Consider the following 21,349-nt stretch of genomic DNA (forward strand, 5'->3'; position numbering starts at 1 on the left):
AAAATTGACATGAACGATCACTGGGTTGATCCTGGGTAGGTGCCGCCCGATGCGAATCGAATCTCTGCCCCCGCAACCCATCTGGCTGCCGAAGTGGCCACCCAACCCGAGGATTGGACGCGCGCCGCCGATACCGCCGCCGCCCATCGGAATCTGCTGCCGGTCTCGGGCGAACGGGTGGCGGTGCTCGGTTGTGGCACCTCATTGTTCATGGCCCGGGCCTTCGCGTCTCTTCGAGAGTCGGCGGGGCAGGGGTTGACCGACGCCTGGCCCGCGAGCGCGATGCCGTCCGGGCGCGAGTACGACCGGTACCTGGTGATCTGCCGGTCCGGCACCACGACCGAGGTACTGGACGCCATCTCCGCACTGCCCGAGGCGGTTCCGCGGACGGTGATCAGCTCCAGTCCGGGAACGCCGGCGCTGTCCCTGGCCGATCCGATTCTCATCCCCGAGGTGGATGAGCGGTCGGTGGTTCAAACACGGTTTGCCACAACGACGCTGGCGATCCTCCGCTGGCACCTGGGCGAGGACCTGTCTCCGGCGATCGTGCAGGCCCGCACCGTGCTGGCCGAGACCGACACCGAGGCGCTGGGAAATGTCCGGCAGGCCGAGCAGATCGGTTTCGTGGGAATGGGTTTCGCCGCCGCGCTCGCCGACGAGGCGGCCCTGAAACTGCGTGAGTCCTGCCGCTCCTGGACCGACTCCTATCTGGCCACCGAGTACCGGCACGGCCCGATCAGCCTCGCCGGACCGGGTCGTGCGGTGTGGGCGTTCGGTCCGCTGATCCCGGGCCTCGCCGACGAGATTCGGTCCACCGGAGCACATTTCGAGCATCGCGATATCGACCCCCTGGCCGAGCTGGTCCGAGTGCACCGGCTGTGTCTGTTGCGGGCCGCTGACCTGGGATTGGATCCCGATCGCCCACGCAACCTGAGCCGATCGGTCATATTGGGCTGATGGTGTGCCGTGATAGCTGACGCAGCAACGGATCTGGTGCTCGCCGTGGACGTCGGGGGCGGCACCACGAAGGGCGAGATCACCGACGTCGACGGAGTCGTGCTGTGTGCGGCGACCGTCGAGACGCCCCACGGTGAGGCCGCGTTCGAGGCGATCGAGGCGTTGGGCACGGGGCTGTTGGAGCAGCTGGCGGTGGATCAGCGTGATCGGGTCGTGCGGGCCGCGGTGATCCTGCCCGGGCTGGTCGATCCGGAGCGATCCATCGCCGTGTTCAGCAGCAACCTCGGCTGGCGGAATGTGAAGGTGGGCAGCCGGTTCGCGGATCGGTGGGGCATGCCGGTGCTGATCGATCACGATGTGACCGTCGCCGGGTGGGCGGAGTGGCGCTACGGTGCGGGGCGCGGCGTCGACGACGTGTGCGTTCTCGTCCTGGGGACCGGGATCAGCGGAATCCTTTCCGTGGGTGGGCGATTGGTGCGGGCGCCCGCCGGGGCGGCCGGTGGCGCGCAGGCCGGGGAGTACGGGCATATCCCGGTGCGGTATCGCGATGGGCTGCCTTGCCCGTGCGGCAATACCGGCTGCGTCGAGACCGTCGCCTCGGGTCCGGCCATCGCCCGCGCCTACGCAGCCCGTACCGGACGTGAAATCACCGGTGCCGATGTGGTTTTCGCGGCCATCGCTACCGACCCCGAGGCTCGCACGGTCATCGATGATGCGGTCGACGCCCTGGCCGCGGGACTGCTCGGCGTCATTCACGCCAGCTGCCCGGAACTGATCGTCATCGGCGGCGGGCTGGCCCGTGCGGGCACCGTTCTCACCGAGGCCCTGCATGCCCGCCTCGCCGAGTTGCTGCGAGTGGCTCCCGTCCCCCGGATAGTGCTGGGCGAGTTCGGCATTCGAGCGGGCCTGATCGGCGCGGCCCATCTGGCCAGATCGGGGTCGCTGCGGTGAAGCGCGGGCTCGAGCTACGCGGCCGGGTGGTGACTCGCTCCGGGGTGCTGGAGGACGCCGTGGTCACCGTGCAGGGCGAGCGCGTCGCCTCGGTGCGACTGGCGACCGAATGGGCCACGGCCTACCGGGAATTGCCTCCCGAGTACGCGGGAACGGTGATTCCGGGACTCGTCGACATCCACACGCACGGCGGATTCGGTCATCGGTTCGACACGGAGGATCCGGCGGAGGCTCGCGCCGCCGCGGCCTTCCATCACCGGAACGGCTCGACCAGCGTGCTCGCCAGCATCGTGACGGCCGCGCCCGACGCTATGGTGGCCCAGGTCGGCACCCTACGAAACCTGGTCGCCGACGGCGTGCTCGCCGGAATACACGTCGAAGGCCCGTTTCTCTCCCACATACGTTGTGGCGCACACAATCTCGACTATCTGACAGACCCGGATACCGCCCTCATCGATCGCCTCCTGCGCGCCGCCGGCGGACGGCTGCGGGTGATGACCCTCGCTCCCGAGCGTTCCGGTTTCGACACCGCCGCCAAACAACTCGCCGATGGCGGCGTGGTGGTCGCCGTCGGCCACAGCGATTCGACCTTCGCCCGCTTCCGGTCGGCGCTGAGCCCCGAGGGCTGCGGCACCCTGGTCACGCATCTGGCCAATGGCATGCCGCCGCTGCATCATCGCGAGCCCGGTCCGGTGGCGGCGGCCCTGGTCGCGGCGGCGCACCGGCACGCGTTCGTGGAACTCATCGGTGACGGCGTGCACGTCGATTCCGGTTTCGGCGCATTGGTTTTCGCGGCCGCCCCGGGGCGCGTCGCACTGGTCACCGATGCCATGCAGGCCGCGGGCATGCCGGACGGCGAGTATCGCCTGGGCCCGCAGACGGTCACCGTCACCGAGGGCGTGGCGCGAGCGCCCGGCGGCTCGCTCGCGGGCGGCACCTCGACTCTGCTGCAGGGTCTGCGCTGGGCGATCCGGGAGTGCGGCGTACCCCTGGCGGAGGCCGTCGCCGCGGTCACCGCGACACCCGCCGACGCGGCCGGACTCGACGAGGTCGGCGACCTGCGCCCCGGCATGTACGCCGACGCCGTGGTCCTCGACGACGAACTCACCCTGCGACGCGTACTGAGACGAGGACGGTGGCTGGCGTGATCCTCACCGTGACCATGAATCCCGCCTACGACATGACCTACCGCCTGGAACGCCTCGAACGCGGGCGCGCGCAACGGGTGCTGTCGGTCGAACAACGGCTGGGCGGCAAGGGCATCAATGTCACGCGCATCCTGGGCCAGCTCGGCAGCTCGACCTGCGCCACCGGATTCGCCGACCATCAGTTCGCGGCCGCGGCCGCCGCGGAGTTTCCCGCCGACTTCGTGCCTGCGCTGCCGTGGGTGCGGCGCACGGTGGTGATCAGCGAATCCCGCGACGGCACCGCGACCGGACTGTGGGAGCCCGGCGCGTACGTGCACGAATTGCACGCCGTCGACCGGCTGCGGGATCGCATCGAATTCCTGCTGCCCGACCTGCGTGGCCTGGTCGTCTCCGGTTCGCTGCCCGGCGGAGTCGACGAGACTGTCCCCGCCGAATTGGCGCGCGCCGCCGTCGCGGCGGGTGTCCCGACCGTGTGCGATGTCGACGGTCCCGCGCTGAAGGCCGCGGCCACGGTTCCGGGCATTGTTCTCATGCCCAATCAGGATGAGCTGGAACGCCTCACCGGCATTGTCGCCGAACGCCCCGACGCCGTCGTTGCCGCCGCCATCCCGTTGCTCGAAGCGGGGGTCCGCGCCGTGATCGCCACCCGCGGCGCGGACGGCATGGTGGCCGTGACCGAGTCGGGTGCCTGGTCGGCCACCCTGCCGGAACCCTTGGCGGGCAATCCGACCGGCGCGGGTGACGCGGCCACGGCGGCGGTGATCCGCGCCCTGGCCACCGACCGCGCCCCGGACTGGCCGATGGTGCTGACCGAGGCGGTCGCGACCTCCGCCGCGGCCGTCGTCATCCCCGTCGCGGGCGAGATCGACCTGACCCTGCGCGAACGCCTCACCCCGAGCGTCCGCGTCACCGCGCTCGACGCGCCGGCCCTGGAGTATCGCGAGTGACGCTGTTCCCCATGCCCGAACTCCTCGCCGCCGCCCGTCCCGGCGGGCTGGGGGCGTTCAATGTCATCACGCTGGAGCATGCCGAAGCCATCGCCGCGGCTGCCACGTCCGCGAATCGACCTGCGGTGCTCCAGATTTCGGAGAACACCGTCCACTACCACGGCGGCCTGAAGCCCCTCGCCCGCGCCTGCCTGCAACTGGCCGCCGACAGCCCCACCGCCCTGGCCGTCCATCTGGACCACGCCACCTCCCGCGAATTGATCACGGAGGCAGTGGAACTCGGCATCACCTCGGTCATGTACGACGGCTCGACTCTCGACTACGCGCGCAATGTCGAATCCACCGCGGCCATCACGCGTTGGTGCCATGACCGGGGTGTCCACGTCGAAGCCGAACTCGGCGCGATCGGCGGCAAGGACGGCGCGCACGCGCCGGGCGTCCGCACCGATCCCGACGAGGCGGCCGCGTTCGTCTCCGCGACCGCCGTCGACGCCCTCGCCGTGGCCGTGGGCTCCTCCCACGCCATGCACACCCGCGACGCCCGCCTCGACAACGAGTTGATCGCGCGACTATCGGCGAAACTGCCTGTCCCCCTGGTTCTTCACGGCTCCTCGGGCGTCTCCGACGACGGCCTGCGCTCGGCCGTCCACCACGGCATGGCGAAGATCAATATCGCGACCAGGCTGAATATCGGCCTCACCGAGGCGATCCGAACCGCCCTCGCGAGCCAGCCCGAGCTGTCCGACCCGCGCAAGTATCTCGGCCCGGGACGAGCCGCCATACAACGCGAGGTCGAGCATTTCCTGGAAGTCCTCCGCGGCCATTGAATGGCAAGATCAACTCCGTGAGCGATATCGCGCTGGTGACCGGCGGCAACCGCGGAATCGGCAGGGAGGTCTGCCGACAACTGGCCGAGCGCGGCTTCACCGTGCTCCTGACCGCCCGATCCGAGGATGCCGCGAAGACCGCCGCGGCGGAGATCGGCGCGCTGCCCTTGCAACTGGATGTCACCGACAACGCGAGCGTGCAGGCGGCCGCCGAAGCCGTCCAGCGCCAACACGGCCGCCTGGACGTGCTGATCAACAATGCCGCAATCACTTACGACACCTGGCAGCGCGCCGCGACCGCCGACCTGGCTGTCGTCCACGAGGCCGCCGAAACCAACCTCTACGGCCCCTGGCGCATGGTCCAGGCCTTCCTCCCGCTACTCCGCAAGAGCGCCCACCCCCGCATAGTGAATGTCTCCAGCGAGGCGGCCTCTCTCACCAGCATGGGCGCGGGCACCCCCGCCTACAACACCACCAAGGTCGCCCTCAACGCCCTGACCCGCATGCTCGCCGCCGAACTACGCCCGGACCGCATCCTGGTCAACTCCATCTGCCCCGGCTGGGTGGCCACCGACATGGGCGGCCCCGGCGGACGACCGGTCGCCGAGGGCGCGGCCGGAATCGTCTGGGCCGCAACCCTCCCCGACTCCGGCCCCACCGGCGGCTTCTTCCGCGACGGCCAGCCCCTCCCCTGGTAACGAATTCCCGAGCACCACAGGAGTTTCCATGAAGTACCTCGTTATCGGCGGCACCGGTCGAACCGGCCGACTGGCCGTCGAACTACTACGCGCAGAGGGCCATGAGGCGGTGGTGGGCACCCGTCGTCCGCGAGACGGCCACAGCATCGCGGTCGACCTCGCGAATCAACCGGACCCCCACTTGCTGGATGGGTTCGACGGCGTCATGGTCTCGGTCGAACCACCCGTCGATGACGCGGGAGCCGATGCGGTCATGAACAAAGGCGTTGCCGGGCTGGCCGAATTGGCTGCCGCACAAAAGATCCCGGTCGTTCTCGTCTCTCAGATCTACATCACCCGCGCCTCGGAGCACCCCGACATGGCCGGCATCATCAACGCGCGCGGGGCTGGCGAGAGGGCTCTCCGACACAGCGGAGCGCCGTACGCGATCGTCCGGCCCAGCTGGCTGACCAATTCGGCCGCCAGCGGGGCTCGACTCGAACAAGGAGATCGGGGTGACGGCCAAGTCAGTCGCGAAACCGTGGCCCGGGCCGCGGTGGCGGCGCTTCTTCATTCCGAATCCCATGGCAAGACATTCGAGCTCTACGATGCGCCGAAGGCCGTCGACTGGGGGTCCGCATTCTCCGCATTGATGCCCGACTGAATTCTCGAATTACGTTGTAATACAGGACATTTCGGGTTCCCAGGGGATCTGCGTGGGCGTAGAATTAGCACATGGGTTCGAAAGGAGTGACATTCGAGGGCTGCGGCCTCACCGACATGGTGACCGCGGTACAGGCCTTCGCCGACCGCATCCTGGGCGGCGAGCTGACAGCGTTCTCCGACGAGGAGATCGTGGAGATGATGCAGCAGGTCGAGACCAGCAAACGGCGATTGTCGTCGCTGGATTCGAAACTGATCATCGAGGCGACCGATCGCTCGCTGCCCGAAACCTCCGGTGCCGGAAGCCCGGTGGCGTTCCTGCGTCACACCCTGCACTTGACCCGCCACGACGCCTCCACCCGCATCAAGATCGCTGCGCAGGTCGGGGAATTCCACCAGGCGAACGGACGCCTCGCGCCGCCGGTGCTGGAAGTGACCGCGGAAGCCTATGAGGCAGGCGATATCTCGCGTGATCATGTCCGCAACATCGTCGACGTGATGAACCATCTGCCCGCCGATGTGCCGGTCGAAACCCGTGCGGAGACCGAGCAGATCCTGGTCAACTACTGCTGCGAGGGCTGGCCTGATGACCTGCCCCGCATGGGCCGGGAAATCCTGGCTCGGTTGGATCCGGAAGGGACGGTGGTCAGTGACGCTGATCGTCACCGTCGTCGCGGAATCAAGGTGGGCCGCCCGGGTATTGACGGGATGTCTTGGATCGAGGGGTGGATCACCCCGCAGTTGCGGGCGTTGTTGGATGCGTTCTTCGCCAAGTACGCCCGCCCCGGCATGTGCAACAGCGACGACGCCGACAGCCCGCACGTGTCGGATGCTTTGATCGACTCGAAGGTGTTGGACGCGGCCGCGCGCCGCGACCGCCGTGATGCCGGGCAGCGGGTGCATGATGCGTTCATCGCCCTGTTGCAGCCCGATTTGGATCTGCGCAAGCTCGGCTCCCATCGCGGCATGCCGGTGCAGGTGACGTTGCAGATGAATCTGGCGGATTTGGAGCGGGGTTCGGGTCTGGCGACCACCGCCTCCGGTGTGCAGCTGTCGATCAACGAAGCGTTGAAGATGGCGGGCGGTACTCGTCCGGTGTTGATCGTGAACGATGACAAGGGGATTCCGCTGTACCTGGGTTACGGGCAGCGCATCGCGTCCTGCGGGCAGCGGTGGGGATTGCTGGCGCGTGATCGTGGCTGCACCTTCCCGGGCTGCGATGCTCCGGCGGATATGTGCGCCGCGCACCACGTCACCGACTGGGTCAAGGGCGGGCCGACCGATCTGGACAACCTCGCCTTGGTCTGCGATCACCACCACGCGTTGGTGAACGACAGCGTGAACGGCTGGAAGACGGTGATGTTGGGTAAGGGGTCCGAGCATCGCGGGCGGATCGGGTGGATCGCGCCGAAGGCGTTGGATCCGAGCGGTGTTGCTCGAGTCAACGAGAAACATCACGCGGGGCAGGTGGTCGCCGGTGCGGTGGAGTCCAGTTGCCGGGAGTGGGGTTCAACGGCTGCGTGAGGCCCGGCTGCTCGTCTACGTCTGGTGTGCGCAGGGACGGGGAAGTGTGGTCACCTCGCCTGCCCTACCGGACTTGGGCTGACGCCGGGTTGGGAGCCGCCCCCGCCGATCCCGGCCCACGGACTGCACGGATCACCTTCACGAGACAACAGAACAAGAACCAAAACCCCAAGCACCAGTGATCATTGACAACTCCACAGGGTTTCTCACCCCGTCTTTTCGTCGAGCGGCACATCCTGGAGGGCCTTTGTCCGGTTCCTCCCTAATCCGGCCTCCAAAATGTGCCGCTCGATGACAGCAACCGGGCGAATCGGACACGCTGTGGGCGTCTTTGAGTGTTCTTCCCCGGGCCGCTGCGCGCCCGAGCCTCGAGGAGGCTGGTCCCGCCACCGAGGCGCCCAACCCAGCCCCCTCCCCACCCCTCCTCCTGGCGTCTTTTGTCTTTGTTTCTCTTCTCTCTTTATCTTTTCTTCTTTTATCTCTTGTCTTTCGTCTTCAACCGGACCGGCAGTCGCTTCATCGCATGGATGACCGCATTGGGGTACCAGCGCAACTCGGAGTCATCCACTGCCAGCTCGATCTCCGGGAATCGTTGCAGCAGTTGAGCGAAGGCAATGCGGGCTTCCAGGCGAGCCAACGGGGCACCGACGCAGTAGTGGATACCGTGTCCGAAGCCCAGATGGCCGACACGGTCCGCGGTGAAGTCGAGCCGGTGCGGTTCGGTGAACTGGCGCGGATCACGGTTGCCCGCCGCCAAAGCGACCAACACCAGTTCGCCTTCGGGAATGACGGTGTCGCCCACAGTGATCGGCTCGCTGGTGAATCGCATCGTGGCCATGTCGACCGGGCCGTCGAAGCGGAGGAATTCCTCCACGGCGGCGGGGATCAGGTCGGGGTTCGCGCACAGTTGTTCCAGGCGCGGCCGGTCTCGCAGCAGCGCCAGCATGCCGTTGCCGATCAGATTCACCGTGGTCTCGTGCCCGGCGACCAGCAACAGCAACGCCATCCCGATGAGCTCGCCCTCGTCCAGCCGCGCATCCACGTCGTTGACCAGCGCCGACAGCATGTCCTCGCCTGGCTCGTCACGCTTGTGGCGCAACATCTTCCGCAGGAAGGCCACCATCTCGCCGTGCGCCTTGACCCGGTCCACGTCCGGCTCGAGCGTCCCGACCAGCGCCTTGGTCCACTCCCGGAACGTCCCGCGATCCGCGATGTCGACATCCAGTAGATGGCAGATCACCGTGACCGGCAGCGGCACTGCGAAGGCCTGGAGCAGATCCACCTCGTCCTGCTCGGCCATCGCGTCGAGGAGTTCCCCGGCGGTCCGCTCGATCACCCCGCGCAATGCCGCCACTCGCCGCGCGGTGAAGGCCTGCGACACCGCCTTGCGCAATCGGGTGTGATCCGGCGGATCGGCATTGAGCATGTGCCGCAAGCCATCGTGGGTTCGCGGTCCGTCCCAATTCCCGCCGTACTTGCGCTCGATCACCGCTTCGAGGCGGTCGATGTCCTTGCACAGTCGGGGATCCGCGAGGGCTGCCCGCGCTTCCTCGTAGCCGATGATGACCCACCGGTCCACGCCGTCGCCGAAGTGCACCCGGTGCACCGGTCCCTCGTCGTGCCAAAGCCGGTAGTACGCATGCGGATTGGCGAAGAAATGATCGCCGAGCAGCTCGGTCACCCTTCCGACGGTACGGGAATTCAGCGCTTGGCGGCGGCGCGATCCCGTATGCGGTTGAGGGTCAGGCGCCACATCGCGGTGGCGATGTCGACGGGGAGGCGCGGCGTGGCCGCACGCTTGGTCATGTCCAGGCGGGCCTTGCGCATCACGGTGGCGGAGGCCTTGTCGGGGTGGCCCATATCGAAGGGCGGGTGCGGGTCGTATTCGATACCGAGCTGGGTGATCTGGGCGAACTCCTCGCCCGCGATCTCGCCGACCAGCCACAGCCCGAGATCGATGCCCGCGGAAACGCCCGCGGCGGTGACGGTCTTGCCGCTGCGCACGATGCGGTCGTGCGGACGCGATTCGGCGCCGAAGGCGGCGAGGGCGGGCTGGGCGGCCCAGTGGGTGGTGGCGGGGTGGCCGCGCAGGATGTCGGCGGCGGCCAGGATGAGGGCGCCGCTGCACACCGAGGTCGTCCACTGGGTGTTCGGGTGCACGGCCCGCAGCCATTCGATGAGTTCCTTGTTCGCCATCGCCTCGGCGGTCGAGGCCTCGGAGCCGCCGACCAGCACCAGGTCGGGCGACGGCGTCTCGGCGAAGGTGTGGGTCGCGCCCAGTGCCAGCACGCCGCTGTCGGAGATGATCGGGCCGACTTCATTGGAGACGAATCGCAATTCACTGTCGGGCAGTGTGCGTAGGACCTCGTAGGGGCCGATCGCGTCCAGCACGGTCATGCCGTTGTAGAGGACGATGGCGATCTGGAATGTCATGGGACACTCTCCCTTTCAGAACTTCGTGAACCGTGCGCGATATTCGCCCGGCGGTATTCCCAAGTGACGGTGGAAGATTCGATAGAGAGTCTCGGGGCTGCCGAGGCCGACGGCGGCGGCGACCCGATCCATCGGCTGGTCACCGGTCTCCAGCAGCCGCCGCGCCGCCGCGACCCGGACCTGCTCGACATAGCGGGCGGGCGTGGTGCCGGTCTCGCTCGCGAAGACCCGGGAGAAGTGCCGGGTGCTCATGCCCACCTGGGTCGCCAGTGCGGGCAGGGACAGATCGGATTCCAGGTTTTCCTCCATCCAGACCTGCAGCGCCCGAAGCGAACTGCGCTTCGGCGGGTTGGCGGCCAGCGGAGCGCTGAACTGACTCTGTCCCCCGGGGCGGTGCAGATACACCACCATCCAGCGCGCCACCTCGCGGGCCAGCTCGGGACCGTGATCGGCGGCCACGATGGCCAGCGCCAGATCGATGCCCGCGGTGACGCCGGCCGAGGTCCACATGTGGCCGTCGCGCACGTAGATGCGATCGGGTTCGGTGGTGATGGCCGGGAACTGGCGGGCCAGCAGTTCGCCCCCGGCCCAGTGCGTGGTGGCGCGGCGGCCGTCGAGCAGTCCGGCCTGCGCGAGCAGGAAGGTACCCGAGCAGACCGAGCCCACCCGTGTCGCGTCCACGGCCAGCCGCTGGATGCCGGTCACGAGGCCGTTCTGCTCGGCAGCTGTCCAGACGGTCAGACCACCGACCACCAGCAGCGTGTCGACCGGACCCTCCCAGGAGTCGAGCCCGTGGGTGGCCGTCACCTCGATTCCGCACGCGGACCGCACCGGCCCGGCCGTGGCCGCGGCCACCTCGACCCGGTACCCCGGATCCGCGCCCAAGGCGGCGGCACCGGCGAAGACGTCGGCCGGACCGGCCAGATCCGTCAACTGGAAGCCGTCGAACACGACGATCAGCACCACCCGCATGTCTCCAGCCTGCGGCCCGAGCCGGATGGCGTCAATGACACGACTCTTGCAGATTCGGCCATCGGAGAGGTGGCCGGACGGTAGCGGTAAGCGCGCGCTTGATAGAAAGACCCCGTGGCCCGACATCTTTTCCTCTGCCCCCTGCGCTGGTCCGATATGGACGCCGACGGGCATGTGCACAATGCCGCGCACCTGCGCTACCTGGAGGAATCCCGGATCGACCTGTTCTGGACGCGCGGCTTCGGCGGCTCGAACGTGGTCGCGCAGATGGATATCGACTACCTGACGCCGCTGCGCTATCGGGCCGAGCCGGTGCGGGTGGAGACCTGGGTGACGAAGGTCGGCAACTCCTCGTTCGCGCTGCGGCAGGAGATCCGCGACGAGGACGTGGTCTACTCGCAGGCCGTGTGCACCATGGTCGCCTTCGACCAGGAGACCCAGAAGTCGCGCCCGCTACCCGAGGACCAGCGTGTCCTGCTGAAGGATCTGGAAGCCTGATGCACACCTACGAGATCCAGCTGCGCCGCACCGATATCGACGCGCAGAACCATTTGAACAATGTGGTTTTCGCCCAGTTCCTGGACGAGGCCCGCGCGGATCTGCTCGACGGGCACGAATCCGGCGGAGTGCGTTGGCGAGTGGTGGTCGCGGGTCAGCGGCTGAGCTACCGGGTGCCGCTGATCTACCGCACCGCGCCGGTCACCGTGACCTCCGCGGTGGAGCGCATCGGCACCACCTCGTTCACCCTCGCACACGAGGTGCGTGATCATGAAAACCTGTATCTGTCGGCCACTTCCACCCTGGTCGCCATCGAGGATGGCGCGCCACGCCCGCTCACAGATAGCGAACGGATATATCTGATGACCTTGGCGGCCCCGCGCACGTAGAATTGCTGGCATCGCCTGGTCAGCGTTGCAAGGGGTACATCATGGCCAAGATGACCATTGTCGAGTTGCTCGACGTGTTCAAAGAGATGACGCTGCTGGAGCTTTCGGAGTTCCTCAAGGCGTTCGAGGAAGAGTTCGGTGTCACCGCCGCGGCGCCGGTCGCCGTCCAGACGGTGACCGATGCCGCCCCGGTCGAGACGGCCGACGAGCAGAGCGAGTTCGATCTGATACTGGAATCCTTCGGAGACAAGAAGATTCAGGTCATCAAGGCCATGCGGGAGATCATCCCCGGCCTCGGCCTGAAGGAAGCCAAGGACCTCGTCGAGGCCGCCCCGAAGGCAGTCCTGGAAAAGGTCGACAAGGACGCCGCCGAAGCCGCCCGCATCAAACTCGAGGCCGCCGGAGCCAAAGCAGCTCTACGCTGACCCTCCCGCGCCGCGGCCCTGACCGTTCGACGCCTGCTGCTGCCGGGCCAGCGATTCGCCCGGCAGCAGTGCGGCGTAGATGGTGTCGTGCACCGGTGTCGGCACTCCCGCCGCCCGCCCGAACCGCACCACCGCGCCGTTCTGGTACTCCAGTTCGGAGGGCCGACCGGCGGCGAGGTCACGTTGCATGGAAGACGTTGTGTCGGAACTGAATCCGAGATACACGCCAATTATCTGATCGATGTCGGACTCACCGAGCGCGATGCCGTGCGCCTGCGCCACGGCCACCACCTCACGCATGCCCGCGCGGATCAGTTCGACCGTTTCCGGTTGGGCGCGGGTGACGCCGACCGGCTGTCGTGCCAGCGCGCCCACGCCGCCGTACGAGGCGATGAGCATCAGCTTGCGCCACAGCGTGGCTTGGATATCCGCCGATCGCATGACTCCGATCCCGGCCTCCGACAGCATCGCGGCGACGCTGTCGACCAGATCCGGCGCGAGGGCGGCGGCGGACCGTGGCCGCGTCCCGGGCACAGAGCGATGACCGTCCGCCTCCGAATCCCGCACCAACGCTCCGATTTCCACGGTGGCGTGCGCGCCCAGGCACCGCACGTGCCACGGGCCGACGCGCTGTGCGATCACCACACAGGTGCAGCCGAGAACGTGTCGCGCACCCAGCACCTCGGCCAGGTCGGCACCGGCCTCGACCCCGTTCTGCACCGGCAGCACCGCGGTGCGCGGCCCGACGATGGACCGCAGCATCGGCGCCACCTCGACCACCTGCCATGCCTTCACCGTCACCACGATCAGATCGGCCGGCTCGGCATCGGCCGGGATCGCTGTCACCGCGCGCACCCCGGGCACCGAAATCTCCACTCCCCCATGGTCGAGAATCAGGGGATCGGCCGCGGCCGCGACCGTATCCGCGCGCCCGACTACGGTGACCCCGTGCCCCGCCCGCCTCAACATGGCGGCGAAATACAGACCCATCGCGCCCCCGCCGATAACCGTGACATTCATCGAATGACCCCCTCGCACATCGACTTCCGCACTCCGAAACCGGCCATCCGATCAACGGAATGTTGAAATCGATCATAGAACCGGCCTTGGCAGGGGTCCACCGCTCACGGCCTGAGCACCTCGGCGGACCCTACGCCGTCTTCCCGGCGTGCTTTGGTCTACCCAGTCATCCCGGAATGACGAGGGGAAGTTTCGACCAGGCGGGCAGCCGGTGTGCGGTCACGCTCGGTGCCCGCGCGCCGGCGCTCAGTCCTGGGCTCGTTGGCGCGCGGCGGTTTCCAGGTAAGCGCTCAGTTCGGCTCGGAGGACCTTGTCGAGGGCTTGGTCGAGGCTGTCGCGGACCGAGCGGAGGCCGAGATCGCGCATGTGGTTGAGCATTTCGGTGGTGGCGGCGATCTCAGGGTCGGTGTCGGGGAGCCAGCCGGGGCCGTGGTCGTCGACTATGCGGTCCTTGGCCGCTACCACCATGAGGCGGGCTATGTCCTCGAGGCGGGTGACGACGCCGGAGTAGAGGTCGATCAGTTCCGGGAGGCGGAAGCCGTAATTGTTGAGGGCGGCGAAGGTTTCGACCAGGTCGGGGCGCGTGAGTTCGGCGGTGTCGCCGTGCAGGCGGACCAAGCCGAGTTCCTCGAGGCGGGCCAGTTGGGTGCTGTCGACCTGGTGGTCCTCGCCCTCGCCGAAGAAGGTGTCGATGAGTTCGCGTGGAATCTCCACCGGCTCTTCGGGTTTGCCCCAGGTGGCGGTGACGGCGCTCTGCAGGCCGAGGATTTCGGTGAGGTCCTTGCCGGTTTCCCAGCTGGTGATGAAGTCGGCGATGTGCGCGATGGTGAAGCCGCGCTGCAGCAGCGCGTCGATGATCCGCAGGCGCGCCAGGTGCGTCTCGTCGTAGATGAGGGCCCGCCCGCTGCGCCGGGTCGGCGTGGGGAGCAGGCCCTTCTCCTGGTACGCCCGCACATTGCGGGTGGTGGTGCCGGCGGCCTGGGCGAGATCGTCGATGCGGTACTCCGCCATCCGTGTCGCACCCACCCTTTCCGCCGGCCACCCGAGCATGGAATCAATCACCGCCGGTCACGACATTAGCGCAGGTGGAAGTCGTCCAAGCGCACCGTGGCCAGCTGCCGGGCGTACTGGGTGCCGAAACCGGGGTACATGGTGGCGTTGAAGCCGTCCTCGGTCAGGTACCAGCTGCGGCAGCCGGAGTTCCAGGTGGTGGAGGTCAACCGGCGCTGCAGGCGGCGGTTGTAGCGGTCCTGGCGATCCTGCCGGGGCTCCAGCGCGACGCCACGATCCAGGGCGATCTTGATGGCATCGGTGAGGTACTCGATCTGGGCCTCCATGTACACCAGCGCCGAATTGTGGCCCGGTCCGGAGTTCGGGCCGAAGGTGAGGAACAGGTTGGGATACCCGGCCACCGTCACGCTCTTGAACGCGTAAGCGCCACCGCGCCATTCGTCGGCGAGCACCCGCCCGTCCCGGCCGGTCACCGGAATCGGCGTGCCCTGCTTGGACACCTCGAACCCGGTGGCGAAGACGATGCAGTCGACCTGATGCTCGATCCCCTCCGCGGTGCGGATCCCCCGCGGCGAGATCCCCGCGATGGGCCAGGTGATGAGCTTGCAGTTCTCGCGCTGCAGCGCCGGGTAGTACTCGCTGCTCATCAGCAGCCGCTTGCAGCCCGCCCGGAAATCCGGGGTGAGCTGCCGCCGCAGCCACGGATCGCGCACCTGGGACCGCAAGTGCAGCAGCGCCACCGATTCCACCACTCGCGTCAGCGGCGTATTCCACACCACACCCAGCGCCACCGACTCATGACCCCAGAACCAGGCTTCCCGCGCCAGCGACTGCGTCACCGGCAGCTGCCGGTACACCTGCTTGGTGAGCCCGTTGGTGCGCCGGTTCACCCGCGGCAGCACCCAGCCCGGCGTCCGCTGGAAGACCTTCACCGACGCGGCCTGCTTCACCAGCTCCGGAATGATCTGCACCGCACTGGCTCCGGTGCCGACCACCGCCACCTTCTTGCCGGTGAAGTCGTAGTCGTGATCCCAGCGGGCACTGTGGATCTTGTGCCCCTCGTAGTCGTCGATCCCGTCGATATTCGGGAACCCGGCATTGGCCAGCGGCCCGGAGGCCAGAACGACGTTGCGCGCCCGAACCTTTCGCCGTCCATCGGTGAACGACAGAACCCAGAGCGCGGCCTCTTCGTCGTACACGATCCCGGTGACGTTGTGCCCGAACCGGATATACGGCCGGATCCCGAACTCCTCCACCATGGAGTCGATGTAGCCGAGGATTTCCCCACTGCCGGAATAGGTCTGGGACCAGTTCGGATTCGGCGCGAAACTGTAGGAGTACAGCCGCGACGGAATATCGCATGCCGCACCGGGATAGGTGTTGTCCCGCCAGGTGCCGCCCACCCGATCCCCGCGCTCGAAGATCGCGAAGTCGCCGATCCCCTTCTGCCGCAGTCGAATGGCCGCGCCGATTCCCGCGAATCCGGCTCCGATGATCGCCACGTCCAGTGGCTTGCTCCCGGCGCTCATGCGACCGGCTCGTAGGTGAGTTCCTTGGACCAGCTCGGCTGCGACGGCAGCAGCCGGTCCGGAATCGCCCCGGTCAGCTTGACCATGGCGTCCGCGAACAGGTGATACGGATGCTCGCGGTTGATGACCCACCCCGCGTGCATCTTCACGATCCGGTACATGGGCACCCGGTTGGCGATCGGCGCGCGCTCCCCGACCTGCTTGAACCTCGCCATGGCCGAGTAGAGCTTCTCCTCGTTCACGCCCATCTCGACAATGTTGTCGCGCATCTTGTTCAGCAGCGGCACATAGCTGAGCACCCCGATCATGAGCGACGGCTTGACCCACCCGCCGACCAGATCGATGGCGAGCTTGCGCACGCTCGAATGCCCGAGCAGCTCCATGACCGCGTAATCGGTGGCCAGATGCCGGGATTCGTCATTGTTGATCTTCTTGAAGACCTCCTGCGCGACCGGATCGGGCACCTCGTCGGTGATGAACTTGATCAGCGCGCCGTCCAGCGCCACCTCGAGCATGGGGATGACCGTGCCCAGGAACGACAGCGACATGCCGTCGGAGTACTTGTCCAGGAAGTCGATCACCAGCTTGACATTGATATTGGGCTCGGGGATCTCGTCCCCGTCGAGCATGCCCCAGCGGCGCATGAGCGCCAGTTCGGCATTGGCGTGCCGCTGCTCCTCGGCGTGGAAGTAGCGGTAGATCTCGGCCAGCGTCTGGGTCGGGGCCTTCTTGGCCATGGCCGCGAACCCGCGCGCGCCGACGTTCTCGATCCACATGAGATCGGCCATGAACGGCTTCAGCTTGGCGTGCAATTCCGGGTCGATGAGCTCGGCTCCCGGTGCGTCCCAGTCGATATCGGCCAGCGCCCACTGCTTGGACTTGATTTTTGTCAGCATGTTGTCGAAGTCGAAGGACATGTCAGACTCCTGTCTTCTGGATGGTCTTGTCGGGCGTCGTCGAGTCCTCTTGCGGCAGGACGCGATTCAGGACGCCGAGGGCTTGGGTGTAGAGCGCGGGGAAATGCCGCTTGAGATGCCAGACCACCCGCGCGTCCAGCTGCGGCAGCACGTACAGCCCGCCCCGGTCGTGTGCGTCGAGGGTCATGCGGGCCACGCGTTCGGGCGAGAACCCGGACAGCCGCATGAGCCCGTCCGCCAGCCGCGAGGATCCGGACGTGATCCGCCCGTCCGCAACGACATTGGTCTTCACGAAGGTCGGGCACAGCGCCGTGACGGCCACCCCGCTGCCCGCCAGCTCGGCCGCCATGGTCTCCGACAGCGACACCACCGCGGCCTTGGACACGTTGTAGGCGGCCATCCCGGGCGCGGCTGCGAATCCGGCCGCCGAGGCCACATTGATGATCCCGCCCCGCCCGGCGGCCCGCAGTCGCGGCGCGAAGATCTCGCACCCGTAGACCACGCCCCACAGGTTGATGCCCAGTGCCCATTCCCAGTCCTGGAATCCGATGTCTCCCACCGGCTTCCCGCCGATGCCCACACCGGCGTTATTGATCACCAGCGTCGGCGCACCGCCGAACAGCAGTTCCGCGTGCAGGGCGAGGCTCTCGACATCCTCACGCCGGGACACATCGCAGAAGATCGCATGCGCCGTGCGCCCGTACCGCTGCTCGATCATCCGCACGGTCTCGTCGGCGCGGTCCTTGTCGATATCCGCGCACACCACTTCGCCGCCGCGCGCGGCGATTTCGAGCGCGAAGGCCCGCCCGATCCCGCTGCCCGCACCGGTCACCACGGCCTTGGCGGCATGCGAGCGGCGCTTGCCGCCCAACGCGAAGACCAGTTCATCGATCGGCCACATTTCAGCTCACCCGCTCTCGAACCGGCGAGTCCGACTGCGCCAGTGTGGAAGTCACGAATCGCGCGGTCCGCCGCAGGGCGGCGGCCGCCTCGGGGACCAGCAGCGGCAACGCCTGGAAGACGTGGATGCGCCCCGGCCACAGCTCCAGCTCGCACGAAACCCCGGCCGCCGCGGCCATATCCCGCAGATGCCGGGCATCGTCGGCGAGCATCTCCCCCGCGCTGGCCTGCACGAACAGCGGCGGCAGCGTGACATTCGCCGGAATCCGCAACCGCAGCCGTGGCGAATCCTCGGGTTCCGCGGCGGTATACAGCTCGATGAGCCGCCGCCCGACCCACGCCGGGGCCATCGGATCCGGCAGGACGCGGTCGCGCCGCTCGGCCAGCGTCAGCGTGGGATCCATGAGCGGCGAGAACATGAACGCCCCGGCGGGCTGCGTCACCCCGTTGATCGCGTTCTGCAGCAACAGATCCAGCGTCAGATGGCATCCCGCCGAATCCCCGCCGATCACCAGATCCTTTGCCCGGTAACCGTGTTCGAGCAGCCACCGGTATCCCGCGGCCGCATCCTCGGCGGCCGCCGGGAACGGATGCTCGGGTGCGAGCCGGTAGTCGACCACGAAGACCGGCAGCCCGGTCGCCTTCGACAGCCGCGAGGCCAGTCCCCGATGCGTGCGCGCCGAGCACACCACGTACCCGCTGCCGTGCAGGTAGTAGATGGCCCGATCGCCGTGCCGCACCCCGGCCGCGCGCACCCATTCGCCGCGCACCCCGCCCGATCGCACCGGCATGACCGAGGTCCCCGGCAGTGTCGGCCCGAAGGCCGCCATGATTCCGGCGATGAGCCCGCGACCGGCCTCGATCCCGATCCGATTGTTCGGCAACAACCCATTGACCTGCCGCAATCCCACCACCGACGCCGCGGCCGCGATTCGCGTGCGCGCCGCGGCCCGGGTGGGAACCGACTCGGACGGGAAGGTCGCCATTGACCTTGTCTTCATGCCCCCAGCATCGCCAGCGAATGTGCCAGTTGTCAATGGCACAGTTGTAACAACCTAGAAAGGCTTCATTCCGAATCGGGTGAGCCGGGTCACATGGAATGGGTCATGACCTGGTATTTTTCGGGCCATGACGGTCGATTGGGTGTCGACGGGTGGTGAGCCGGGGAGTGCGCGGACGAAACCGCTGGCCTGGTTGCGGGCTCCGGTGGAACCCGCCGCGGACAACGGATTCTTCGGGCCGGGATCGGTGACCTGGAAGGTCTGGGGATATCCGACCGGGTTGTCGGTGGGATTCCAGCGGGCGGTGGTGATCGAGGAGCTGGATCCGTTCCTGGTCGCCTCGGTCCAGCACACCGGAAAGGTGTACAGCCAGGCCAGAACTCGCTACGACCACACCCTCGCCTACTTCTCGACGGTGCTGTTCGGCGACACCGAGACCGCGACCAAGGCGTCGGCAGTGCTCATGAAGATCCATGCCAAGACCGGCGTGGGCACCGAGCCGGTGTCGGGCTTGACCTACGACGCCAACGATCCCGACTCACAGCTGTGGATCCATCTCACCGCGTGGCATTCGATCCTCTACGTCTACGAGCAGTTCGGGCCCGGCCCGCTCTCCGACGCCGAGGAACACCAGTTCTGGAACGAGTGCGCGATCGCGGCGGAACTGCAGACCTGCGATCCGGCCAAGGTGCCGCGCACCCGCGAGGGCATTCGCGCCTACTTCGAGGACATCCGGCCGCGATTGGCGGCCAGCGAGGTCACCCAGCAGATGATGGATCACCTGCTCAATGCGCGGGTCATGTATCCGCCGCTGCTGGGCAAGCTGGGCCCGTTCGCCTGGGTGGCCAACAAGTTCCTGCGCATGGCCACCATCGCGACGCTGCCGCACTGGCAGCGGGACCTGGCCGCCATCCGTCAGTCCCGGCTGTCGGATCTGGCGGTGCGGCTACTGGCCAAACCGGTCTTCTGGATCCTCTCCAAGAGCGGACGACTCCAATTGACCTTGCTCGCTTGGCTTTCGCCGTCGACGGCCCCAATCGCCGCGCCGTTCCTGCGCGGGGTGCCGGCGCGGGAGAATCGCACCCTCACGCCGGCGGAGGCGTTCAGCCGATGGAACGTGAAGACCCCGGCCGAGCTGTACGCCGGGTTGCATCGGCCCGCGGAATAGGGTCGGCCTGGGCCCGGGAGCGCCGCGGCGCATCGCCGAGCACCGACAGAACGGTGAGTGGATTACGGGAGAAGTTGATGAAAGCCATGACAGCCCTCCTTCAGTGGTCGGGCCGGCTCACCGTGCTACAGAACAGCTGCTCCGCAACGGTGGTCCGGGGAAAATGAGAGGTCGTGAATCGGTCTCGGACACGGACAGTCGCCGTGGTTCATTCGTCCCTCACCTCCTCGCATCGCCATGACACCGATTACAAGCGCCGCGGTCGAGCGGCGCAGATCGGCCATTATTACCCAGAATCGACCGACCAGTCAAATTCTGTTCACTTTCCGTTCACCTTGATGCGCTTGTGAGCGAGGCGCGCAGACCCACCGCGGCGGCCAGGCGGCGGTGGGATTCGAGGCGGGCGGCGCGGTCGTAGGTGCTGGTGTGGACCAGGAATTCGTCAGCGTCGGTGCGGCGGACGAGGCGGTCGAGTTCGGTGCGGACCTCGGCCTCGGTGCCGTGGATATGACCGCGCAGGGCGTCGGTGAACAGCTCGCGCTGACGGTCGGTCATCGGTTCACGCTCGATCACCTCGGGCGGGAGCAGGGGCGGGAATTCGCCGCGGGTGCGGGACCAGGCGGACGACCAGGCCTCGGGGAGCAGCAGCCGATGGGCCAGCTCGGCGGTGTCGGCGATGACCACCGAACCCGATACGACGACATAGGGAGTCTCCCCGCCGGGACCCGGACGGAACTCGGCGCGGTACCGCTCGATCGACTCGACCATGGCGTCCTCCCCCGCAGCGGCCGCGATGACCAGCGGCAGGCCGAACCGCGCGGCACGTTCCGCGCCCGAGCCGATGGCGAGCAGGAACGCGGGCACGCGCAATCCCTCGGCGGGCCAGGCGTGGACGCCCTGCCGTCCGTCGGTGAAATAGTCCAGCAGCTCGGTCAATTGGGCGTCGAAGTCCTCGGCGTCGCGCTTGTCGTGGCCGAGGGCGCGGCGCACGCCGCCGGTGAAGCCGACCGAGCGGCCCAGGCCCATATCGATGCGGCCCGGGTACAGCGATTCCAGGACGCCGAACTGTTCGGCCACGACCAGCGGCTGATGATTGGGCAGCATGACGCCGCCGGTGCCGACCCGGATGCGAGAGGTGCCGGCCGCGATGGCGGCGGCCAGCACGGTCGGGGCGGAGCCGGCGACGCCGGGCACGCTGTGGTGCTCGGAGACCCAGAAGCGGTGATAGCCCCACTCCTCGGCCAGGCGGGCGAATTCGACGGTCTCGCGCAGCGCCTCCGGGTGCGGCTGGCCCTGACGGACCCGGGAGCGGTCCAGGATCGAGAAGGGAATCGCCTGCAATGCCGGAGTCATGCACAATGCCAACGCCGGTGCCGGGGTTTGATTCCGGGC

22 protein-coding genes are annotated in these 21,349 nt (G+C 67.6%); 12 read left to right on the forward strand and 10 right to left on the reverse strand.

Annotated elements, in window-relative coordinates:
* The first annotated feature begins 93 nt into the window (after window positions 1-93).
* The 8 genes from ON43_RS30920 (at window position 94) to ON43_RS30955 (ending at window position 7,694) form a co-directional block, all read left to right on the forward strand.
* A complete protein-coding gene (locus ON43_RS30920; RefSeq protein ID WP_245568825.1) occupies window positions 94-957 on the forward strand; it encodes an SIS domain-containing protein in 864 nt (287 codons plus the stop codon).
* 9 nt (window positions 958-966) lie between these two features.
* The gene (locus ON43_RS30925; protein WP_245568826.1) at window positions 967-1,908 is read left to right on the forward strand and encodes an ROK family protein; all 942 of its coding nucleotides are present in this window, start codon (window positions 967-969) and stop codon (window positions 1,906-1,908) included.
* On the forward strand, window positions 1,905-3,056 hold the full coding sequence (locus tag ON43_RS30930; protein WP_040813210.1) for an N-acetylglucosamine-6-phosphate deacetylase: 1,152 nt from the start codon (window positions 1,905-1,907) through the stop codon (window positions 3,054-3,056). Before ON43_RS30925 ends, ON43_RS30930 begins: the two co-directional genes overlap by 4 nt.
* Window positions 3,053-4,003: a hexose kinase gene (locus tag ON43_RS30935; protein ID WP_245568827.1), complete on the forward strand. Its 951-nt coding sequence runs from the start codon at window positions 3,053-3,055 to the stop codon at window positions 4,001-4,003. The genes ON43_RS30930 and ON43_RS30935 overlap by 4 nt, the downstream gene beginning before the upstream one ends.
* An 11-nt stretch (window positions 4,004-4,014) precedes the next feature.
* Window positions 4,015-4,830, forward strand: a complete 816-nt coding sequence (locus ON43_RS30940; protein WP_083913865.1) for a class II fructose-bisphosphate aldolase — start codon at window positions 4,015-4,017, stop codon at window positions 4,828-4,830.
* A gap of 17 nt (window positions 4,831-4,847) precedes the next feature.
* Window positions 4,848-5,528, forward strand: a complete 681-nt coding sequence (locus ON43_RS30945) for an SDR family oxidoreductase (RefSeq protein WP_218003423.1) — start codon at window positions 4,848-4,850, stop codon at window positions 5,526-5,528.
* A 28-nt stretch (window positions 5,529-5,556) separates the two neighbouring features.
* Window positions 5,557-6,171 carry an SDR family oxidoreductase gene (locus ON43_RS30950; protein ID WP_051179473.1) on the forward strand — a complete coding sequence of 205 codons (615 nt, stop codon included), beginning with the start codon at window positions 5,557-5,559 and terminating at the stop codon, window positions 6,169-6,171.
* Between the two features lie 71 nt (window positions 6,172-6,242).
* Complete coding sequence (locus ON43_RS30955) at window positions 6,243-7,694, forward strand: HNH endonuclease signature motif containing protein (RefSeq protein WP_063712660.1); 1,452 nt, start codon at window positions 6,243-6,245, stop codon at window positions 7,692-7,694.
* 475 nt (window positions 7,695-8,169) lie between these two features.
* On the opposite strand, the gene ON43_RS30960 is transcribed toward ON43_RS30955, so the two are convergent.
* From ON43_RS30960 to ON43_RS30970, 3 genes are read right to left on the reverse strand one after another with little or no spacing between them, the layout of a single operon-like run.
* Window positions 8,170-9,375: a cytochrome P450 family protein gene (locus tag ON43_RS30960; RefSeq protein WP_040813213.1), complete on the reverse strand. Its 1,206-nt coding sequence runs from the start codon at window positions 9,373-9,375 to the stop codon at window positions 8,170-8,172.
* Window positions 9,376-9,395: 20 nt separating this feature from the next.
* Window positions 9,396-10,127, reverse strand: a complete 732-nt coding sequence (locus ON43_RS30965) for a DJ-1/PfpI family protein (RefSeq protein WP_040813214.1) — start codon at window positions 10,125-10,127, stop codon at window positions 9,396-9,398.
* Window positions 10,128-10,142: 15 nt separating this feature from the next.
* The gene (locus ON43_RS30970) at window positions 10,143-11,099 is read right to left on the reverse strand and encodes a GlxA family transcriptional regulator (RefSeq protein WP_040813215.1); all 957 of its coding nucleotides are present in this window, start codon (window positions 11,097-11,099) and stop codon (window positions 10,143-10,145) included.
* 114 nt (window positions 11,100-11,213) lie between these two features.
* On the opposite strand from ON43_RS30970, the gene ON43_RS30975 reads away from it, so the two are divergent.
* Genes ON43_RS30975 through rplL form a run of 3 tightly spaced genes read left to right on the forward strand, consistent with a single transcriptional unit; the run spans window position 11,214 to window position 12,411 of the window.
* Window positions 11,214-11,597 (forward strand): acyl-CoA thioesterase, encoded by a 384-nt coding sequence (locus ON43_RS30975; protein WP_040813216.1) that lies wholly within the window; start codon window positions 11,214-11,216, stop codon window positions 11,595-11,597.
* Window positions 11,597-11,986 carry an acyl-CoA thioesterase gene (locus ON43_RS30980; protein WP_040813217.1) on the forward strand — a complete coding sequence of 130 codons (390 nt, stop codon included), beginning with the start codon at window positions 11,597-11,599 and terminating at the stop codon, window positions 11,984-11,986. Before ON43_RS30975 ends, ON43_RS30980 begins: the two co-directional genes overlap by 1 nt.
* Before the next feature lie 41 nt (window positions 11,987-12,027).
* Window positions 12,028-12,411: a 50S ribosomal protein L7/L12 gene (gene rplL, locus ON43_RS30985; protein ID WP_040813218.1), complete on the forward strand. Its 384-nt coding sequence runs from the start codon at window positions 12,028-12,030 to the stop codon at window positions 12,409-12,411.
* Here the strand turns inward: rplL and ON43_RS30990 are convergent.
* From ON43_RS30990 to ON43_RS31015, 6 genes are all read right to left on the reverse strand, one after another.
* Window positions 12,403-13,431 carry a ketopantoate reductase family protein gene (locus ON43_RS30990; protein ID WP_040813219.1) on the reverse strand — a complete coding sequence of 343 codons (1,029 nt, stop codon included), beginning with the start codon at window positions 13,429-13,431 and terminating at the stop codon, window positions 12,403-12,405. The genes rplL and ON43_RS30990 overlap by 9 nt on opposite strands.
* Before the next feature lie 246 nt (window positions 13,432-13,677).
* Entirely contained in the window at window positions 13,678-14,442 is a 765-nt protein-coding gene (locus ON43_RS30995) for a MerR family transcriptional regulator (RefSeq protein ID WP_040813220.1), read from the reverse strand.
* Window positions 14,443-14,507: 65 nt separating this feature from the next.
* Window positions 14,508-15,971: a flavin-containing monooxygenase gene (locus tag ON43_RS31000; protein WP_083913855.1), complete on the reverse strand. Its 1,464-nt coding sequence runs from the start codon at window positions 15,969-15,971 to the stop codon at window positions 14,508-14,510.
* Window positions 15,968-16,888 (reverse strand): ferritin family protein, encoded by a 921-nt coding sequence (locus tag ON43_RS31005; RefSeq protein ID WP_040813221.1) that lies wholly within the window; start codon window positions 16,886-16,888, stop codon window positions 15,968-15,970. Before ON43_RS31005 ends, ON43_RS31000 begins: the two co-directional genes overlap by 4 nt.
* 1 nt (window position 16,889) lies before the next feature.
* Complete coding sequence (locus ON43_RS31010) at window positions 16,890-17,789, reverse strand: SDR family NAD(P)-dependent oxidoreductase (RefSeq protein WP_051179476.1); 900 nt, start codon at window positions 17,787-17,789, stop codon at window positions 16,890-16,892.
* A 1-nt stretch (window position 17,790) separates the two neighbouring features.
* On the reverse strand, window positions 17,791-18,789 hold the full coding sequence (locus ON43_RS31015; RefSeq protein ID WP_040813222.1) for an alpha/beta hydrolase fold domain-containing protein: 999 nt from the start codon (window positions 18,787-18,789) through the stop codon (window positions 17,791-17,793).
* Window positions 18,790-18,916: 127 nt separating this feature from the next.
* Between ON43_RS31015 and ON43_RS31020 the strand changes: the two genes are divergently transcribed.
* Window positions 18,917-19,957 (forward strand): oxygenase MpaB family protein, encoded by a 1,041-nt coding sequence (locus ON43_RS31020; protein ID WP_063712661.1) that lies wholly within the window; start codon window positions 18,917-18,919, stop codon window positions 19,955-19,957.
* 330 nt (window positions 19,958-20,287) lie between these two features.
* Here the strand turns inward: ON43_RS31020 and ON43_RS31025 are convergent, their stop codons facing one another.
* On the reverse strand, window positions 20,288-21,310 hold the full coding sequence (locus ON43_RS31025) for an LLM class flavin-dependent oxidoreductase (protein WP_040813223.1): 1,023 nt from the start codon (window positions 21,308-21,310) through the stop codon (window positions 20,288-20,290).
* Between the last annotated feature and the right edge of the window lie 39 nt (window positions 21,311-21,349).

The organism is Nocardia concava NBRC 100430 (assembly GCF_000308815.1).
GTDB classification, from domain to species: domain Bacteria; phylum Actinomycetota; class Actinomycetes; order Mycobacteriales; family Mycobacteriaceae; genus Nocardia; species Nocardia concava.

Coding starts and splice junctions, on each gene's coding strand:
- ON43_RS31005 (WP_040813221.1), bottom strand. CDS start 16,888: ATGTCCTTCGACTTCGACAACATGCTGACAAAAATCAAGTCCAAGCAG.
- ON43_RS31015 (WP_040813222.1), bottom strand. CDS start 18,789: ATGAAGACAAGGTCAATGGCGACCTTCCCGTCCGAGTCGGTTCCCACC.
- ON43_RS30980 (WP_040813217.1), top strand. CDS start 11,597: ATGCACACCTACGAGATCCAGCTGCGCCGCACCGATATCGACGCGCAG.
- ON43_RS31000 (WP_083913855.1), bottom strand. CDS start 15,971: ATGAGCGCCGGGAGCAAGCCACTGGACGTGGCGATCATCGGAGCCGGA.
- ON43_RS30965 (WP_040813214.1), bottom strand. CDS start 10,127: ATGACATTCCAGATCGCCATCGTCCTCTACAACGGCATGACCGTGCTG.
- ON43_RS30950 (WP_051179473.1), top strand. CDS start 5,557: ATGAAGTACCTCGTTATCGGCGGCACCGGTCGAACCGGCCGACTGGCC.
- ON43_RS30970 (WP_040813215.1), bottom strand. CDS start 11,099: ATGCGGGTGGTGCTGATCGTCGTGTTCGACGGCTTCCAGTTGACGGAT.
- ON43_RS30990 (WP_040813219.1), bottom strand. CDS start 13,431: ATGAATGTCACGGTTATCGGCGGGGGCGCGATGGGTCTGTATTTCGCC.
- ON43_RS30955 (WP_063712660.1), top strand. CDS start 6,243: ATGGGTTCGAAAGGAGTGACATTCGAGGGCTGCGGCCTCACCGACATG.
- ON43_RS31020 (WP_063712661.1), top strand. CDS start 18,917: ATGACGGTCGATTGGGTGTCGACGGGTGGTGAGCCGGGGAGTGCGCGG.
- ON43_RS31010 (WP_051179476.1), bottom strand. CDS start 17,789: ATGTGGCCGATCGATGAACTGGTCTTCGCGTTGGGCGGCAAGCGCCGC.
- ON43_RS30940 (WP_083913865.1), top strand. CDS start 4,015: ATGCCCGAACTCCTCGCCGCCGCCCGTCCCGGCGGGCTGGGGGCGTTC.
- ON43_RS30995 (WP_040813220.1), bottom strand. CDS start 14,442: ATGGCGGAGTACCGCATCGACGATCTCGCCCAGGCCGCCGGCACCACC.
- ON43_RS31025 (WP_040813223.1), bottom strand. CDS start 21,310: ATGACTCCGGCATTGCAGGCGATTCCCTTCTCGATCCTGGACCGCTCC.
- rplL (WP_040813218.1), top strand. CDS start 12,028: ATGGCCAAGATGACCATTGTCGAGTTGCTCGACGTGTTCAAAGAGATG.